General features: G+C 69.4%; 16 protein-coding genes. 1 reads left to right on the top strand and 15 read right to left on the bottom strand.

The window, feature by feature from the left end; genetic code table 11:
* Positions 1 to 14: 14 nt before the first annotated feature.
* The 15 genes from EV649_RS37430 to EV649_RS37360 all read right to left on the bottom strand — a co-directional run bounded on the left by EV649_RS37430 (position 15) and on the right by EV649_RS37360 (position 16,054).
* On the bottom strand, positions 15 to 1,550 hold the full coding sequence (locus tag EV649_RS37430) for an FAD-dependent oxidoreductase (RefSeq protein WP_130388441.1): 1,536 nt from the start codon (positions 1,548 to 1,550) through the stop codon (positions 15 to 17).
* Positions 1,537 to 2,361, bottom strand: coding sequence for a shikimate dehydrogenase (locus EV649_RS37425; RefSeq protein WP_130388440.1), 825 nt, complete (start codon positions 2,359 to 2,361; stop codon positions 1,537 to 1,539). Before EV649_RS37425 ends, EV649_RS37430 begins: the two co-directional genes overlap by 14 nt.
* A gap of 2 nt (positions 2,362 to 2,363) precedes the next feature.
* Entirely contained in the window at positions 2,364 to 3,572 is a 1,209-nt protein-coding gene (mltG, locus tag EV649_RS37420; RefSeq protein ID WP_241999161.1) for an endolytic transglycosylase MltG, read from the bottom strand.
* Positions 3,569 to 4,027, bottom strand: coding sequence for a Holliday junction resolvase RuvX (gene ruvX / locus EV649_RS37415; protein ID WP_130388439.1), 459 nt, complete (start codon positions 4,025 to 4,027; stop codon positions 3,569 to 3,571). The genes mltG and ruvX overlap by 4 nt, the downstream gene beginning before the upstream one ends.
* Positions 4,028 to 4,038: 11 nt before the next feature.
* The gene (gene alaS / locus EV649_RS37410) at positions 4,039 to 6,708 is read right to left on the bottom strand and encodes an alanine--tRNA ligase (protein ID WP_130388438.1); all 2,670 of its coding nucleotides are present in this window, start codon (positions 6,706 to 6,708) and stop codon (positions 4,039 to 4,041) included.
* A 5-nt stretch (positions 6,709 to 6,713) separates the two neighbouring features.
* Positions 6,714 to 6,965, bottom strand: coding sequence for a DUF6167 family protein (locus EV649_RS37405; RefSeq protein WP_130388437.1), 252 nt, complete (start codon positions 6,963 to 6,965; stop codon positions 6,714 to 6,716).
* On the bottom strand, positions 6,962 to 7,372 hold the full coding sequence (locus EV649_RS37400) for a DUF948 domain-containing protein (RefSeq protein WP_130388436.1): 411 nt from the start codon (positions 7,370 to 7,372) through the stop codon (positions 6,962 to 6,964). The genes EV649_RS37405 and EV649_RS37400 overlap by 4 nt, the downstream gene beginning before the upstream one ends.
* A 155-nt stretch (positions 7,373 to 7,527) precedes the next feature.
* Entirely contained in the window at positions 7,528 to 8,169 is a 642-nt protein-coding gene (locus EV649_RS37395) for an excalibur calcium-binding domain-containing protein (protein ID WP_241999159.1), read from the bottom strand.
* A 95-nt stretch (positions 8,170 to 8,264) separates the two neighbouring features.
* Entirely contained in the window at positions 8,265 to 8,573 is a 309-nt protein-coding gene (locus tag EV649_RS37390) for a nuclear transport factor 2 family protein (RefSeq protein ID WP_130388434.1), read from the bottom strand.
* Positions 8,570 to 10,000 (bottom strand): replication-associated recombination protein A, encoded by a 1,431-nt coding sequence (locus EV649_RS37385; RefSeq protein WP_198682904.1) that lies wholly within the window; start codon positions 9,998 to 10,000, stop codon positions 8,570 to 8,572. Before EV649_RS37385 ends, EV649_RS37390 begins: the two co-directional genes overlap by 4 nt.
* 105 nt (positions 10,001 to 10,105) lie before the next feature.
* A complete protein-coding gene (locus EV649_RS37380; RefSeq protein ID WP_130388433.1) occupies positions 10,106 to 11,041 on the bottom strand; it encodes a hypothetical protein in 936 nt (311 codons plus the stop codon).
* Complete coding sequence (locus EV649_RS37375) at positions 11,038 to 11,922, bottom strand: VC0807 family protein (RefSeq protein ID WP_130388432.1); 885 nt, start codon at positions 11,920 to 11,922, stop codon at positions 11,038 to 11,040. Before EV649_RS37375 ends, EV649_RS37380 begins: the two co-directional genes overlap by 4 nt.
* A 74-nt stretch (positions 11,923 to 11,996) precedes the next feature.
* On the bottom strand, positions 11,997 to 12,425 hold the full coding sequence (locus tag EV649_RS37370) for a hypothetical protein (RefSeq protein ID WP_198682903.1): 429 nt from the start codon (positions 12,423 to 12,425) through the stop codon (positions 11,997 to 11,999).
* A 210-nt stretch (positions 12,426 to 12,635) separates the two neighbouring features.
* A complete protein-coding gene (secA2, locus tag EV649_RS37365) occupies positions 12,636 to 15,122 on the bottom strand; it encodes an accessory Sec system translocase SecA2 (RefSeq protein ID WP_130388431.1) in 2,487 nt (828 codons plus the stop codon).
* Between the two features lie 125 nt (positions 15,123 to 15,247).
* A complete protein-coding gene (locus tag EV649_RS37360) occupies positions 15,248 to 16,054 on the bottom strand; it encodes a GNAT family N-acetyltransferase (protein ID WP_130388430.1) in 807 nt (268 codons plus the stop codon).
* Between the two features lie 106 nt (positions 16,055 to 16,160).
* Here EV649_RS37360 and EV649_RS37355 point away from each other — a divergent pair, with 106 nt between their 5' ends.
* Positions 16,161 to 16,775, top strand: a complete 615-nt coding sequence (locus tag EV649_RS37355) for a hypothetical protein (protein WP_198682902.1) — start codon at positions 16,161 to 16,163, stop codon at positions 16,773 to 16,775.
* Positions 16,776 to 16,777 lie beyond the last annotated feature (2 nt).

Genomic DNA, 16,777 nt, shown 5'->3' with positions numbered 1-16,777 from the left:
GGGCCGAACACTAGCTAGCCAAGGGTGTACGGCGTGTGGAAGAAGTTCGTCGGGTCGTACTTCTTCTTCGCGGCCTGCAGCTTGGCGGCGCTCCCGCCGTAGTACGAGCTGACCGCCCGTCCGGCCTCGACGTAGTTCACGTAACCGCCGGCCGACGCCGACCCGACCGCTCTGTGACCGTTCGAGATGAAGGTCTGCGCACTCTTGCCCTGCGCCGAGGAGTACCACTGGATCACGCCCAGCGCGCCACGCCACGGCCACGACGAGCCTCCGGCCGGCTCCTTCGCGGCCTGTCCGCCGAGCGGGTCGAGAATCGCCGACGCCGGTGTCCCGGCGCGCGCGGCGGCCTTCACCGCACCGAGCAGCACGAGGATCGTCGCCGAGTCCATCGGCCCCTCGAGTACGTCGGAACCGGCGAGGAAACCCTGGCGCGGGCTCGTCGTACCGCCCCCGAGATACTTGACGGCCTCCAGGTGCGACTTCACCGAGAGAGTCCGCGCCGACGCCTTCGCGCCGACGAACCCCTCCAGCTGGGCCGCCGCCGCGGTCGCGTCGCCGGTCGTGGAGACGCCGAGCACCCGGATCGACAACGTTCCGTTGCTCGCGGCATCGATGTGCAGGTTGCCCCAGACCGTGGTGGGCGCACTCCGGGCGAACTGCTGCCAGCCGCGCACGACAGCCGGCGCCTGCGACTCCGGCCAGGTCAGCCGGAAGAAGCCCAGCTTGGTCGCCGGGATCGTCGCGAACTGGAACGACGTGACCACGCCGAGGTTGCCGCCGCCACTCCCCCGCAGCGCGGCGAACAGGTCCGACTCGGAGGTCGCGCTGACGTTGTGGGCCTTGCCGTCCGCGGTGATCACGCCCATCGACACGACGCGGTCGCAGGTGAGGCCGTAGGTCCTCGTGTGGATCCCCATCCCGCCGCCGAGCGTCAGGCCGGCAACGCCGACCGTCGGGCAGGTGCCGGTCGGCAGCGAGCGGCCGTAGCGGTCGAGGAAGGCGTGTACGTCGTACAGGCGGGCCCCGGCGCCGACGGTGAGTACGCCGTTCGCGTAGCTCATGCCCTTGAGCGCGCCGATGTCGAGTTGGAGGCCGTTCGCGATCGTCGACGCGCCGACGTACGAGTGGCCTCCGCTCTTCGGGACGAGCACGAGTTTGTTGGTGCGGGCGAAGTTGATCGCCTTCTGCACGTCGGCGGGGTTGGCGGCCTTCACCACGGCGGTCGGGCGGACGCTATCCCAGCGTGGGTTGAAGAGCTGGTGCGCGGCGGCGTACCCGGAGGTCGAGGGCAGGTAGACGCGGCCCGTGAGGGAACGCGCGAAGGTGTTCCAGTTCGGCGCGGTCGAGGTCAGCGTGGGTGCTGAGGTGCTCGGGGTGCTGCTCGGCGTCGTCGTGGGGACGGTCGTGCTGGGAGGCGGCGTCGTCGAGCTTGGTGCCGTTGCACTCGGAGTCGGGCTCGCTGTACTGCCGGCGTCCTTCGAGTCACTGCAGCCGGCCAGGGTGACAGCGACGCCGGCTATCAGAACGGTACGACGGTCAAGCAGGCTCACGATCCCCGAGCTCCTCACGCGCAGCAGCCCTCATGGCCGCCAGAGGAGCCGGCGACCTACCCGTCATCATCTCCACCTGGAGGGTCGCCTGATGCACGAGCAGGTCAAGTCCGTTCAACAGCTCTGTACCGATCCGGTGCGCCGCGATCGCGAGCCGGGTCGGCCACGGGTGGTACGCCACGTCGAACACCACGGGCGCGACGGCCGCGAAGTGCTCGGCCCACGGGTCGACCGCGCCACCGGGCAGCGTCGAAATGCACAGGTCGAAGCCGCCGATCTGCTCGACCTGCGAGAAGTCCGCGACCGACGTCCGGAGTCCCAGCTTCGCGGCCAGATCCAGCAACCGCTCGGCCTTCGACATGTCCCGCACGACGACGGTGACCTCGCTGACCCGCAGCCCGCGCAGCGCGGCGAGTGTCGACGCGGCGGTCGCGCCACCGCCGAGGACGACAGCGGAGTCGGCGGCGGTGATGCCTCGCTCGGCGAACGCGTTCACCAGCCCGGGTACGTCGGTGTTGTGCGCCGACCGGAATCCGTCCGGCTCGAACAGCATCGTGTTCGCCGCGCCGATCAGCTCCGCGACCGGATCGACCGTGTCGACCAGGTCGAGCGCGACTCGCTTCAGCGGCATGGTCAGCGACAGCCCGCGGACGTCGTCACCCAGCGACGCCACGAATCCGCGGAGCTCGTCCTCCTCGACCTCGAAAGCGTCGTACCCCCAGTCCAGCCCGAGCGCGGCGTACGCGGCCCGGTGCATGGCCGGCGACAACGAGTGCGCAATCGGCGAACCGAGAACGGCACACCGGGTCATGGTCAGCAACGTCCCTTGTGGGCCTGGCACCAGGTCTGCAGCTTCTTGACGTTGGCCTGGTGCTCCTCGGCCGAGCTCGCGAACGCGGTCTCGCCGGTGTCCAGGTTGACCAGCGTGAAGTACAGCCAGGAGCCCTGCGCCGGGTTGATCGCCGCCCGCAGCTCGTCGCGCGTCGGGGAGTTGATAGGCGTCGGCGGCAGGCCCTTGTACTTGTAGGTGTTGTACGGCGACGTGCTCTCGCGCTGCTCGGGCGTGGTGAAGACGCCGCCGTCCTTGCCGACCACGTAGTGAATCGTGGAGTCCATCTGCAGCCGCATCCCGGCCGCGAGCCGGTTGTAGATCACCCGCGCGACCTTGGCGTAGTCCTGCGACCGGTTCGTCTCCGCGCCGATGATGCTGGCCACGATGACCGCCTGGTACGGGTCCAGCTTCTTGTTCGTCGCGGACTTCACCAGGTCCAGCGACGCGGCGGTCTGCGCGTAGTTCGCGGTCATCAGCTTGAGCATCGTGTACGCGTTCGCGTTCTTCGGCACGTCGTACGTCCCCGGGAACAGGAAGCCCTCGGCGTTGTTGTGCGCGTACGGCGGGAGACCGAGCGAGGCCGGCTTGCCGAGTGCCGTGGCCGCGGCGCCGGCCGGCAGCTTCATCTTCGAGCCCTGCAGGATCAGCGCGACCTCGGCCTTGGTCTTGCCGGCCGGGACGCTGATCCGGGCCACCCGGACCGACTCGGCGGTGTTCAGCATCAGGTCGAGAGCGGCCTTGGCCGACATGTGCTTGCGCAGCGTATAGGTGGCCGCCTGGATCTGGAGCGACCGCGGATCGTCGCGGGCCACGCGCTCGAAGGCGCGGGCGCTCTTCACGACTTCCTTCTTCTCCAGGGTGTCCGCGATCGACGCGGTCGCCTGGCCCTTGGTGATCTCGACGACCACGGTGCCGGTGCCCGCGCCCTCGTAGTCAGGAGCGGAGAAGAGTCCCTCGAGCGCCTCCTTGCCCTTGCCGAAGCCGACCACGGCGCCGGCCACCAGGGCGCCGACGACGAGCAGCGAGATCAGGCCGGCGAAGCAGCCGAAGGCGCGCCGGCCGCGGGCGCGGCGGCGGTTGGCCCGGCGCTCGACCCGCGTCTCCGGACGCAGCCCGAGGCCGGTGCCCAGATCGTCGTCGCGCTGGTCCTCGCCCTCGTTGAGCTGTTGTTCCACCGATGGTCCGTTCACAGGGGCCTCCCGGGTGGGTTGCCGGTCTCGCGCTCGAGGTCGAGCGCATGTTGCAGAATCACGACGGCCGCGGCCTGGTCGACCACTGCCCGCCGCTTGGAGCCCTTCTTTCCCCGTTCCCGCAGCATCCGTTCGGCGGTGACCGTGGTGAACCGCTCGTCCACCAGCCGCACCGTCGTCCCCGAGTTCTTCACCAGTACCTTGTCCCGCACCTGCTCCGCCGTTTCCCGGATCTTCACCGCGGCCGGTCCCTCGCCCCCGGACAAGGAGCGCGGCAGCCCGATCACGACCTCGAACGCCTCCAGTTCGGCGGCGAGTGCCGCGATCCTATCCAGATCGCCAGGCCCACGCCGGACGGTTTCCACAGGCGTGGCCAGGATTCCGTGCGGATCGCTGCTCGCGACGCCGATCCGGGCGTCGCCGATATCGAGCGCGATCCGCACGCCCGTCCTCATCGCCGGCTCATCTAGCCGGTGACCTGGTGGCCGATCGCGTGCTCGACAGCGCTCAGGGCGTCGTCGGCACCGGCCGCTTCCGTGCCGCCACCCTGCGCGACATCGTCCTTGCCGCCGCCACGGCCACCGAGCTTCTCGGCCGCGATCCGGACCAGGTCGCCGGCCTTCAGCCGCCACTCACGAGCCATGTCGTTCAGTGCGATCACCACGCCGGGCTTGCCGTCGTTCACGCTCAGCACGGCGACCACGGCCGGCTTGTCGTTCGCCATCCGGCCGCGAACGTCCAGCGCCAGCTTGCGCAGGTCGCCGCCGTTCACGCCGTCGGGTGCGCGGTGGCCGACGTACTGGACGCCGAAGACGTCCTTCGGGTCCTTCGCCAGTTCGGCCGCGGCCTCGAGCACCTGCGCGGCGCGCATCCGCTCGAGTTCCTTCTCGGCCGCCCGCAGCCGCTCGGCCAGGTCGGCGACCTTGGCGGGCAGCTCCTCCGGACGGGCCTTCAGGTTCTCGCTGAGCAGCCGGACCAGTGCCCGCTCGCGGCCGAGGTAGTGCAACGCCTCCATGCCGACGAACGCCTCGATCCGCCGGACCCCGGCGCCGACCGACGACTCACCGGTGACGGTGACCGCGCCGACCTGCGACGAGTGCTTCACGTGCGTGCCACCGCAGAGCTCGCGCGACCACGGGCCACCGATCTCGACCACGCGGACCTGCTCGTCGTACGTCTCACCGAACAGCGCCAGCGCGCCCCAGTCCCGGGCCTCCGGCAGCGTCATGTACTGCGCCGACACCGGGAGGTCCTTGCGTACGGCGAGGTTCGCGACCTCCTCGATCTCGGACCGGGTCGCCGGGTCCAGTGCCGACGACCACGCGAAGTCGAGCCGCAGGTAACCGGGCTTGTTGTACGAACCGCTCTGCAACGCGTTCGGGCCGAGCACCTGGCGCAGCGCGGCGTGCACGACGTGCGTGCCGGAGTGCGCCTGGCAGGCCGAGACCCGCCACTCGTGGTCGACCGCGGCGTGCACGTCCTCGCCGGGACGCAGTACGCCCTCGACAACCTCGACCTTGTGCACGATCAGGCCCTTGACCGGGCGCTGCACGTCGAGCACCTTCAGCTTCAGGCCGTCGCCGAGGATCAGGCCCTCGTCCGCGATCTGGCCGCCGGACTCGGCGTAGAACGGGGTCTTCTCGAGCACGACCTCGACGGTCTCGCCCTGCTCGGCGAACGGCGCGACCGCGCCCTCGCGGAGCAGGCCCCGGACCTGGGAGTCGCTGGAGAGCTCCTGGTACCCGGTGAACTCGGTGACGCCCTTCTCCCGCAGCTCCCGGTACCCCGAGGTGTCCGCGTGACCGGCCTTCTTGGCGCGCGCGTCGGCCTTGGCCCGCTCGCGCTGCTCCTTCATCAGCGAGCGGAAGCCCCCGGTGTCGACGTTCAGGCCCTGCTCGGCCGCCATCTCGACTGTCAGGTCGATCGGGAAGCCGTACGTGTCGTGCAGCTGGAACGCCTTCGCGCCCTCGAGCTGGTGCGCGCCGCTCGCCTTGGTGTCGCGCACCGCCACGTCGAAGATCGTCGTACCGGCCGTGAGAGTACGGCGGAACGCCTCCTCCTCGGCGTACGCGACCTGGCTGATCCGGCCGAAGTCGGTGACCAGCTCCGGGTACGACTTCTTCATCTGCTCAAGGCTCACCGGGAGCAGCTCGACCAGGCTCGGGTCCTCGTAGCCGAGGAGACGCATCGAGCGGATCGCCCGGCGCAGCAGGCGGCGCAGCACGTAGCCGCCCTGCTCGTTGCCCGGCGTGACGCCGTCACCGATCAGCATCAGCGCGCTGCGCACGTGGTCCGCGACGACCCGGAACCGGACGTCGTCCTCGTGCTCCGCGCCGTACTTGCGGCCGGTCAGCTCGGTCGCCTTCTCGATCACCGGGTAGATCTCGTCGATCTCGTACATGTTGTCGACGCCCTGCAGCAGGTACGCGACCCGCTCGAGGCCGAGACCGGTGTCGATGTTCTTCTTCGGCAGCTCGCCGAGGATCGGGTAGCCCTCCTTGCCGCCACCCTCACCGCGGATGTTCTGCATGAAGACCAGGTTCCAGAACTCCAGGTAGCGGTCGCCCGCCTCCCAGTCCCGGTCCGCGCCGAACTCCGGGCCGCGGTCGATCAGGATCTCCGAGCACGGGCCGCACGGACCCGGGATGCCCATCGACCAGAAGTTGTCCTTCATACCGAGCCGGACGATCCGGTCGTCGGGCAGCCCGGCGACCCGCTTCCAGATGTCGATCGCCTCGTCGTCCTCGTAGTACACCGAGGCGTAGAGGACGGACTCGTCGAAGCCGTAGCCGCCCTCGTTCTGCGGCTTGGTGACCAGCTCCCAGGCGAACTTGACGGCGTCTTCCTTGAAGTAGTCGCCGAACGAGAAGTTGCCGTTCATCTGGAAGAAGGTGCCGTGCCGGGTGGTCTTGCCGACCTCCTCGATGTCGAGGGTCCGGACGCACTTCTGCACGCTGGTCGCGCGCGGGTACGGCGGGGTCTGCTGGCCGACGAAGTACGGCACGAACTGGGCCATGCCGGCGACGTTGAACAGCAGGTTCGGGTCCGGCGACGGCAGCGGCGCGCTCGGCACCACGGTGTGGCCCCGGTCCTCGAAGTACTGCAGGAACCGCCGCCTGATCTCACTGGTTTCCATGGGTGTTACCGGTAGTCCTCACGCTGTGTCGAATCAGTCTGGGATGCGTTCTCGATGCCCAGCGCGTCGCGCAGCTCGGTCTCCCGCTCGGCCATGCCCTCGCGGACCTGGTCGCCGAAGTGCCGGACCGCGGCGGCCAGCTTGGCCGCGGACTCCTGCATGCCCTCCGGAGCGAGGATCTGGGCCCGCTTCTTCAGCCGGGTCACGGCGTACACGCCGACGGCGATCCCGACGATCAGCCAGAAGATCCGCTTCACCGCTTCCGCGCCTTCCGCTCGGCCTTCATCTCTTCCTTGACGCGCCGCGACACGTCCTTGCGCTGCTGCTCACCGAGTGCCCGGCGGACGCCGTAGGTGAACGCGGCCGCCTTCACCAGCGGGCCGCCGGCGGTGGCCGAGAACAACGACATCAGCGCGGCCGCGTTCGTGGTCACGGTGGTCGCGTTGTCGGTGATCGTGTCCACCTTCGCCAGCTGGGCGTTCGTGGTCGCCACCGTGGTGGTCACCTCGCCGAGCAGCGGGACACTGGAGTCGGAGACGCCCTTCACCATGATCCGGGTCTCGTCGAACACCTTGCCGAGCTTCAGGATCGGATAGGCCAGCAGGCCCACCAGGATGAGCAGCGCGCAGGCGGCTATCAGCCCCGCGACTTCACCGACGCTCATGGAAACGATCCACCTTCCGTAGCGACCTCATGCGACCTGTCGCGAACTCTGTGCGACTTTGTGGACCGCCCGACCTTATCGCGCGCCCCTGTAGCACTCCGCTCCAGGACACCATCCCTCACATCACAGTCCCTCACCAAACCGCGTCGCGAGGGTCAGGAGTTGCCTCGTTCGCAGGCGATTCCGTCGCCGTTACGGTCGAGCTGCGGGGTGTAGCCGGGATCGCCGCGGTAGAGCGGCGCCTTCCCTGCGGCCCGGACCTCGTCGCAGTTGTTGTAGACGGCCGCGGGCGTGGTGGTGGGCGTGGTGCTGGGCGTGGCCGACGGTACGGCGGTGCTCGCGGTGGGCGTCGGCGTACTGGGTGCCGGGGTGGTCGGGGCCGGCGTGGTGGTCGTCGGTGTGGTCGGTGTGGTGGTCGTCGGTGGTGTCGGAGTCGTTGTCGTCGGCGGCGTCGGCGTGGGCGTCGACGGGATGCTTGTTGAGGGGGTGCTGCCGGGTGGGGTGCCCGTCGTGGGGTCCGCGGTGGTCGGGTTGTTCGTGCCCGGGCCGATCAGTGGCCCGTTGGACGTGGAGCCTGCGCTGGTCTGCGGTGCGAGCGGGTTCAGCGGCTTTCCGACCGGGAGCGACGGGCGCGTGCTCGATCGCGTCGTACCTTCCGTCCGATCGATCGTCGGACCGGACGAACTGGCGGCCTGCGGTGCCTTGGCCGTCTCCGACTGCTGGGACCTGAACGGGAACAGGAACACCGCTCCGGCCAGCACCGCTACTGCTGCCGCGCCCGCGCCGAGCTTGAGCACCGGTGGACGCTTACGTACATGCCGAGGATGGGGCTGCCTCACAACAAATTACCTTTCGCCCCCAGGCCGAGAGGCAGTTTAGCGACTCGAACGCTTCAATCGAAGCTCACGGTGAGTGCCTGTACGGATCCGTCCGGCGCCCAGCGCAGCTCCATCGAGCCGGTTCCACCACCTGACCAGCGGAAACGCGCTTGTTCGTCGCCGTCCTCGAGCAGTGTCATGGTCTCGGCCGGCGGATTCTCCCGGTACGCCGCAGCGATCGCCGGCCGCCCTTCGAACGGCCCGACCGGGACACCGACGAACCGCATCGTCGCGTCCAGCGCGAACCGCTCGGCGAACGTGTCCCAGTCGCCCGTCGTCACCGCCAGGTTGAAGGCGTCGACGTGGTCCGCCGTACGACTCACTTGCGGTCCCGGAGGATCTTGCGGATGGCGGCGACGCGGTCGGCGTACGCCGCTTCCCCGCCGCGGCGGGTGGGCTTGTAGTAGTCGGTGCCGTCGATCACGTCCGGGGCGTACTGCTGCGGGAGTACGCCGCGCGGGTCGTCGTGGGAGTACTGGTACGACGACCCGTGACCGATCTTCTTCGCGCCGGCGTAGTGCGCGTCCCGCAGATGCGGCGGGACCGGGCCGACCTTGCCCGCCTTCACATCCGCGATCGCCGCGTCGACGGCCATGATCACCGCGTTGGACTTCGGCGCGAGCGCGAGCGCGACGACCGCCTGGGCGAGGTTGATCCGCGCCTCCGGCATCCCGATCAACTGCACCGCCTCGGCGGCCGCGATCGCGACGCCGAGCGCGGTCGGGTCGCCCATACCGATGTCCTCACTGGCCGAGATCACCAGCCGGCGCGCGATGAACCGCGGGTCCTCCCCCGCCTCGACCATCCGGGCCAGGTAGTGCATCGCCGCGTCCACGTCCGACCCACGGATCGACTTGATCATCGCGGAGGTGACGTCGTAGTGCTGATCCCCGGCCCGGTCGTACCGCACCGCAGCCCGATCGACCGCCGTCTCCAACGTCACCAAATCAATCACCGCCCCACCCACCTCGGCCTGGTCGGTCGGGTCAGGTTCGGTGGCTTGCTGGTACTTGAGGGCTTGGTCGTGCTTGGCGCGGGCTCCGCCGGCGGCAGCTTCCAGGTAGGTGAGGGCCCGGCGGGCGTCTCCGCCGGCCATCCGGAGCAGGTGATCCCGCGCGTCCGCGGCCAGCTCGAACTCGCCGTTCAACCCGCGCTCGTCGGCCAGCGCCCGGTCCAGCAGAAGCGCGATGTCGTCGTCGGTCAGCGACTCCAGCGTCAGCAGCAGACTGCGAGAAAGAAGTGGTGAGATGACCGAGAAGAACGGGTTCTCCGTGGTCGCGGCGACCAGGGTCACCCAGCGATTCTCGACACCCGGCAGGAGCGCGTCCTGCTGGGCCTTCGTGAACCGGTGGACCTCGTCGATGAACAGCACCGTCTCGACCGCACCGGTCCCGCGAGACAGATCCCGGCGCGCGCCGTCGATCACCTGCCGTACGTCCTTCACACCGGCGGTGACCGCCGACAGCTCCACGAACTTCCGGTTGGTCTGGTGCGAGACGACCGCCGCGATCGTCGTCTTGCCCGTCCCCGGAGGTCCCCAGAGCAGCAGCGACATCGGCTGGTCGCCCTCCACCAGCCGACGCAACGGCGAGCCGGGCGCCAGCAGGTGCTGCTGGCCTACCAGCTCGTCCAGACTGCGCGGCCGCATCCGCACCGCCAGCGGAGCCGCGGTGTGGTCCGCATCCGCCAAACTCCCACCACCACGGGCCGGCGCCGGCGCCCCCGGAAGATCGAACAACCCATCACTCACCCCAGCAGCCTATCCACCCCCACCGACATCCCGTCTTTGAGAACCCATCAACCGTTTCAACCCTCGCGAAACGGTTGGTGGGTTCTCAAAGACGGTGGGAGTTCGTCAGCGGCCGTGGTCGGGGCGGCGGGTGGTGGCGTTGCGGATGGCGCGGGTGTCGCGGCGGGTGGCGGGGGTGGGGGTGTCCAGGGAGTCGGCGATGCCCTTGCGGACCGACCGGAGTTGGGCCTGGGCGGGGTCCAGCCGGGTCGCGACCGCGTGATCGTGCTCTCGCCACGCGTCGCGAGTCTCCTTGAAGAGCACCGCGGTAGCGGGGGTCTTCATCAGCAGGTCGGCCCACAACGGCGCACCGGTGAGCTCCACACCCGCGCTGTACGCGAAGTACATCGAGGTGATCCTCGCCTGCCGGGCAATCAGCGGGCGCCGGCTGACCGGTGCCTCCTGGCGCCTGGCGAGATGGAGCCGGTCGTCCATCAGTTGCTGACCTTGCCGGACCAGGTCGTCGGCCGCGGCCCGCAGCGGTTCGCTCACCCGGATCTGCGCGCCCTCCGCGATCACGTCCCGCAGAACGCTCGCCCGCGCCAGCCGGGTCAGCGACTGCGCGAGCCATTCGTCCTCCCGGTCGGGCAGGTCCACACGCCCGCCGTACGCGCTCTCGAAGCTCTTCCGGAGGTCCGCGATGCTCGTCGTCGGCATCGTCCGGCCGTCCATCGCGGCCCGGTTCACGGCTTGAGCGGATGCCTCCTCGAGGCTCAGCCCCCAGTGGTTCTCCGGGTCGAGCGCCAGATCGGACGCCGCCACCAGGATCTGCTCGGCGTCCGTTCCCTCCGGATCCAGGCGTACGTCGTCCAGCTCGAGCTTGCGCCACCAATGCGCCAGCCGGTCCGCCGTACGCCGTTCCTTGTCAGGCGCACCCGCCGGAAACGACTGCTCGTACCGGTCGATGGCGAGCAGCGCCTCGGCAGCGAACAGATCCACGACCTGCTGCGCCGCGACGAGCTCGTCCCGGCTCGGCTCCTGCCGTTCGGACCGCGGGCTCATTGTCTGCCGTCCAGCTCGGCCTGGACGCGGTCGACGGCTTCCGCGCGGCGCCGGAGCCGGTCGAACCGCTCGGACTTCTCCGGGTCGGCCGGCTGGTAGTCGGCGTCGTCTGCGGCCTCGGCCGGGATGTACCACCAGCGGTCGGCGTACCAGGTCGGGCCGACCTCCATCCCGGCGAGCATCGGCGTCGCCTCTCCGGAGTCCAGCAACTCACGCATGCGCGCTTGTGACAGCTTGTCGTCCGTCATCTCACCGACTGTAGGCCGCCGAGGGGCGAACACGAGGTGCCATGTGCCGCTGCGCCGGAGCAGCACGATCGTCGGGATCTGCAGTACGACGATCGTCAGGACGGTGATGACCGGGTCGGTGGCCGGTACGACGGAGATGGGCAACGTGTACGCCAGGACGATCCGCACGACCCCGTCGATGATCGTCGCGATCCCCCAGAACACGGTGATCCACTTCCACGCGTGCCGGAACCGCGCGTTCGTCGCCCACAGCTGCTCCATCACGCGCGCCCGCCGGGGCATCATCGCGAGCGTGACCGTGTAGCAGAGCGGCTGTGGATGCCGCAGTGACCACAAGGTGATGCCTGCGAACGGCAGACTGATCCACGCGTTACGAACAAGCAGCACCCGCGCGTCCCCTCCGAGTACGGCGACGGCCGCGCTACCCAGCATGCTCAGCACGACGGCCATCCCGATCAGGTCCGTACGGCGGGTGCGCACCAGGGAGACCGCCGAGCTGATCAGGCCCGGGACGATGCCGACGAGCAGGGCGGTCAGGTCACTCGCACCGAGAGCCCGCAGCCCGTAGAAGAGCGCGAGCGGAACACCGACGTCGACGACGAGAAGCCACGGTCCTTTATGGGTGCTGGACATGCGCCGAGATTCGCCGATCCAGCCGCCGACGGGCATCGGGCCGACGGCTGTTCGCACCTAGACCAAAGTCGGAGTCAGAACCGGAACCGCACGATGCGCGTGGATCGTCTGAAGCCCGGAATGACGTTCATCAGGCGGTACAAGCGACGTACGGTCGGGGGCGCCTTGCTCATCAGCACCGGTGCGTCGTTCATCGGTGCCTCGTCGACGTACACGAGCCGCGGGTGCCAGTCGGCCAGGGCGGCCGGGTCGTCGAAGCCGGACCGGAACAGCGCGTTGTACCTGCGCCCGACGGGATCCCATTTCGAGGTGCGCCAGGCCCCGACCGACACCGTGTCGACCTGGATCTGACCGGTGGGAAACGCGTCGACGACACTGGTCAGCAGTCGATGGACCTCGGTCTCGGTGAGATACGGCAGCAGTCCCTCGGCGATCATCAGCACCGGACGGCCGCGCGGGACGCGTTCCAGCCAGGTCAGGTCGGTGACGCTGGAGTCGATCAAGACCGATCTGGCTGGTCCCGAACCTGCGGCTGTCGTACGCCGGGTCGAGGCGGCGCATCGCCAACTCGGCGTACTCGTCGCCGAGGATCGGGTCCGTCAGCCGGTTGTCCAGCGCCTTGGCCCGCAGGACCGGGGTGAGGGTCCGCTGTACTCCGACGAGATCACCGTCTTGCACACCAACGACGGTACTCCCGCTTCCACCCCGGCCGGCTACTTCTTCTGGTCCTCGTCGGCCTCGTCGTCCGCGTCCCGCAGTTCCTCAGGCAGGTCATCAGCCTCGTCGTCAGAGTCGTCGTCGGCGTCCCGGAGTTCCTCGGGCAGGTCGTCGTCGTCGAAGTCCTCGGCGAGGATCTCCTCGGGCTCGGAGAACGACTCGGGCTTGATCGCGTTCCGCAGGCGGCCGAGGATCCGGTCCGCCTCGGTGCCGAACGGGTTGTCGTTGACCAGGTACGTCCAGGTCGCGGTCGGCCGCGGGATCCCGCTGGTCTCCTCGTTCAGCCCGTCGGAGGTGATCTCCGCGTCCACGAACGTCTCGGCCGCGTCCTTCCAGGAGTCCTCGATGAGCGTGTCGAACGACGCGATCGCCGACTTGTTGAACTCGTCGATCGGCTTCAGGTGCACGATCCCGCCGGCCAGCGACCGCAGGTGGATGCCCTCCCGCAGGTCCGCCAGGTACGCCAGGTGATCGGTCCAGCGCCGGTCCAAATGCCGCAGCGCGATCCGCCGCGCCGCAGCCTTCACCACGTCCTCGCCGACCTCGTCGATCAGTTCGTCGTACCGCTCCTTGGCGCGCTCGGCGAGCTCGTCCGCGGCCAGGTCCTCGGTCAGCACCTTCTCGCGGGTCTCGAGCAGGATCGCCCGCTGCTGTCCCGTCAGCCGGTTGTACTGCCACGTCGTACGGTGCAGCTCCGCGTTCGCGCCGTCCGCGACCCGCTGGGCGTGCTCGAGCATGCCGACCGACTTGCGGTCCGTGAGCCGGCCGGTGTCGTCCGGGTGCGGGCGAAGGCCGGACGAGACGGAGTACCGCGTGACGAGCTCGTCGGCGAGGCTGGCGAAGAACAGCGAGCCGCCCGGGTCACCCTGTCGTCCCGCGCGACCGCGCAGCTGGTCGTCCAGCCGCCGCGACGCGTGCAGACCGGTGCCGACGACGTACAGGCCGCCGAGTTCTAGGGCCTTGTCCTTGTCGTGGGTCTCGTCCTTGCCGCCCAGCCGGATGTCGGTACCGCGGCCGGCCATCTGCGTCGACACGGTCACCGTCCCCGGCACACCGGCCTCCGCGATGATCGCCGCCTCCTCGGCGTCGTTCTTCGCGTTCAGTACGACGTGCTCGATCTCGGCCGCCTCGAGCTTGTCGCTGAGCTGCTCGGACTCCTCGACGCTGTGCGTGCCGATCAGGATCGGCCGCCCGGTCTCGTGCACCTCGCCGATGTGCTTGACCAGCGCGTCGTTCTTCTGGTCGACGGTCAGGTACAGCCGGTCCTGGTCGTCCTTGCGGATGTTCGGCTTGTTCGGCGGTACGACGGCGACGTCGACCTCGTAGAACTCCTGGAGCGACTCGCCCACGACGACCGCCGTACCGGTCATGCCGCACAGCGACTTGTACTGCTTGATCAGCGCCTGCACGGTGATGCTGTCGAGCACCTCGCCGGAGTCGCTGACCGGCACGGCCTCCTTCGCCTCGACCGCAGCCTGCAGACCGTCCGGCCAGCGCTGCAGCTTGGCGATCCGGCCGCGGTTGTTGTTGATCAGGCTGACCTTGCCGTCCCGGACCAGGTAGTCGACGTCCCTGCGCAGCAGCACCTCGGCGTGCAGCGCGACGTTGATCTGGGTCAGGGTGTCGAGGTTCTCGTCGTCGTACAGGTTGGCGTCCTCGCCGAGCGCCTTCTCGACCTTGTCCGTGCCGCGATCCGTCAGCGCGACCGTCCGGCCGTCGCCGTCGATCTCGTAGTCGACTCCCGCGCGTAGCGTCCGGACGAGCTGTACGACGTCGTCGTCGAGCGCCTCGTTCCGGGTCGCGCCGGCCAGCACCATCGGGACGCGGGCCTCGTCGATCAGCACCGAGTCGGCCTCGTCCACGAGCGCCACGTCCGGCTCGACGGTGACCCGGTCCGCGACGTCGGTGACCAGGCGATCCCGCAGTACGTCGAAACCGATCTCGCTGACCGGGACGTAGCAGACCTCCGCCTGGTACGCCTCGCGGCGCTCCTCCGGCGTGGACGCCTGGCCGACGTGCGACACGGTGACGCCGAGCAGCTCGTACACCGGGCCCATCCACTCGGCGTCGCGCTTGGCCAGGTAGTCGTTGACCGCCAGGACGTGCACCTTGCGGCCGCCCACGGCGTACCCGGCGGCGGCGATCGCGCCGGCGAGCGTCTTGCCCTCACCGGTCGCCATCTCGACGACCCGGCCCTGCAGCATCGCCAGCGCGCCGACGACCTGGCCGTCGAACGCACGCTCGCCGATCGCGCGGTTCCCCGCGTCGCGGGCCAGCGCGAGGAACTCGATCTGCTCGTCCTCGTGCAGCCCGCCGGTGGTGCGCAGTTCCGCGACCGCCTCGGTGAGCTCTTCGTCGGTCAGGGAGAGGACCGATTCCTCCGCCTCGCCGACCAGCTGGGTGAGCCGTTCGTACGGGCCGAGATCGATCGAGCCGGGGCGCTGCAGCAGCCGGCGGAAGCGAGAAGCGATTTTCAGGGCCATGATGACGGCAACGTACAGCCTCGACCGGTCGTTCCGCGCGCCGACCCGGACGCCCACGCAGGCATAACCCGGCGACAGGGGTCCTCCACAGGCGAAAACGGTGGGTTGTGCCTGCGTGCAGGTCCCTACGCGCCGCTCAGCCGCCACTCATACGGCGTCGTGGTGGTCACCGCGTACAGGCCGAGTTTCTCGAGGATGGGGCGGGAGTCATCGGACGCGTCGACGCGGAGGAACTCGTAGCCGCGCTCCTTCGCGAGGCGGGCGCGATGGGCGAGCAGTGCGCTGTAGATGCCCTGCCTCCGCCACTCGGGCAGCGTTCCGCCGCCCCACAGGCTCGCGAACCCGGTGCCCGGATGGAACCGGATCCAGGCGGCCGACACGGCCGGGCCGTCCGGGCCCTTCAGCGCGTCCTCGACCAGGAACACCGACAACCGGTCCGGGAACATCCGCGCCTCCCCCGCGAGCCGCTCGACGATCCGTTCCACGCCGTTGTGCCACAGGGTGTCGGTGAGTACGCCGATCCGGTGGTAGTCGTCCGGCCCGTCGGCCTCCCGCAGCCGTACCTTCGACGGCAGCGCGGACGGCCGCTGCAGGATCCGGTCCACCTCACCGAGGATCAGCGTCTCCGGCGCCTCCTGCGTGAACCCGGCCCGGACCAGCCGCTCACCAAGGTCGGCCGGTTCGTCGTACGCGTACGTCTTCCACTCGAACGGCAGGCCGCGCTCCCGGAAGAACGCAACCTCCTTCGCGATCACCGCATCCGGGTCGTCACCCAGCCCGCGCGGGGTCTCGACGAACCCGGCTCCCTCGGCGCCCTCGACGTACGAGCGGTGCACGAAGCCGTCATGTTCCTGCTTCCAGCCGGGGATCGCGTCGGCGTCCGGCAACCGGATCCGGCGGTGGAACACGTCGAGCAGCTCTTCAGGGGTCATCTGCACATCGTGCCCGATCGGCTACCTGAAATCACCGGCACAAAAAGTAAACCAGTTGGCGACTGGTGTCGTCCAAGTAAGTGTCCTCATAAGGGGGGAATACATCATGAACATCCATCACAAACTCACCAAGACGATCGTCGCCGCACTAGCGGTGCTGGCAGTCCCCGCGGCCGCGTTCGCCGCGCCGGCACTGACCGGATCGTCCACCGCCCCCCGCACCACCTCGACCGCTTCGACCGCAACTGTCAGCACCGCGTCCTGCCCACGCGGCTGGGGATCATTGCCCGAGGCAAACAGCCGGATGGTCCAGTCGCCGGTCACCGACGTCCGCACCGGCAGGCACGCCTGCTACGACCGGCTCGTCGTCGATCTGGGCGGCCGCGCCCCCGGGTACGACGTCCGGTACGTCGGCACCGTCCACCAGGACGGCTCCGGGTTCGTGGTGCCGCTGCGCGGTGGCGCGAAACTGCAGATCGTCGTCCGCGCGCCGTCGTACGACCTCGACGCCGGCAAGGCGACGTACGTCCCGAAGAACTCCAAGGAGCTGACCAACGTGACGGGGTACCGCACGTTCCGGCAGCTCGCGTTCGCCGGCAGCTTCGAGGGTCAGACGACGATCGGTCTGGGCGTCCGCGCCCGGCTCCCGTTCCGCGTCTTCACGCTCGCAGGACCGGGCTCGAACTCCCGGCTGGTGATCGACGTCGCTCACCGCTGGTAAGC

It is taken from the genome of Kribbella sp. VKM Ac-2569, assembly GCF_004216905.1.
GTDB lineage: Bacteria > Actinomycetota > Actinomycetes > Propionibacteriales > Kribbellaceae > Kribbella.
Note: the sequence above shows the minus strand (reverse complement) of the source record. Positions and strands in the feature narration are given on the sequence as shown.

Bases quoted from the DNA above. Each gene is read 5' to 3' on its own strand.
- EV649_RS37425 (WP_130388440.1), bottom strand. From the start codon at position 2,361: ATGACCCGGTGTGCCGTTCTCGGTTCGCCGATTGCGCACTCGTTGTCG.
- ruvX (WP_130388439.1), bottom strand. From the start codon at position 4,027: ATGAGGACGGGCGTGCGGATCGCGCTCGATATCGGCGACGCCCGGATC.
- alaS (WP_130388438.1), bottom strand. From the start codon at position 6,708: ATGGAAACCAGTGAGATCAGGCGGCGGTTCCTGCAGTACTTCGAGGAC.
- EV649_RS37400 (WP_130388436.1), bottom strand. From the start codon at position 7,372: ATGAGCGTCGGTGAAGTCGCGGGGCTGATAGCCGCCTGCGCGCTGCTC.
- EV649_RS37380 (WP_130388433.1), bottom strand. From the start codon at position 11,041: ATGAGCCCGCGGTCCGAACGGCAGGAGCCGAGCCGGGACGAGCTCGTC.
- EV649_RS37375 (WP_130388432.1), bottom strand. From the start codon at position 11,922: ATGTCCAGCACCCATAAAGGACCGTGGCTTCTCGTCGTCGACGTCGGT.
- secA2 (WP_130388431.1), bottom strand. From the start codon at position 15,122: ATGGCCCTGAAAATCGCTTCTCGCTTCCGCCGGCTGCTGCAGCGCCCC.
- EV649_RS37360 (WP_130388430.1), bottom strand. From the start codon at position 16,054: ATGACCCCTGAAGAGCTGCTCGACGTGTTCCACCGCCGGATCCGGTTG.
- EV649_RS37355 (WP_198682902.1), top strand. From the start codon at position 16,161: ATGAACATCCATCACAAACTCACCAAGACGATCGTCGCCGCACTAGCG.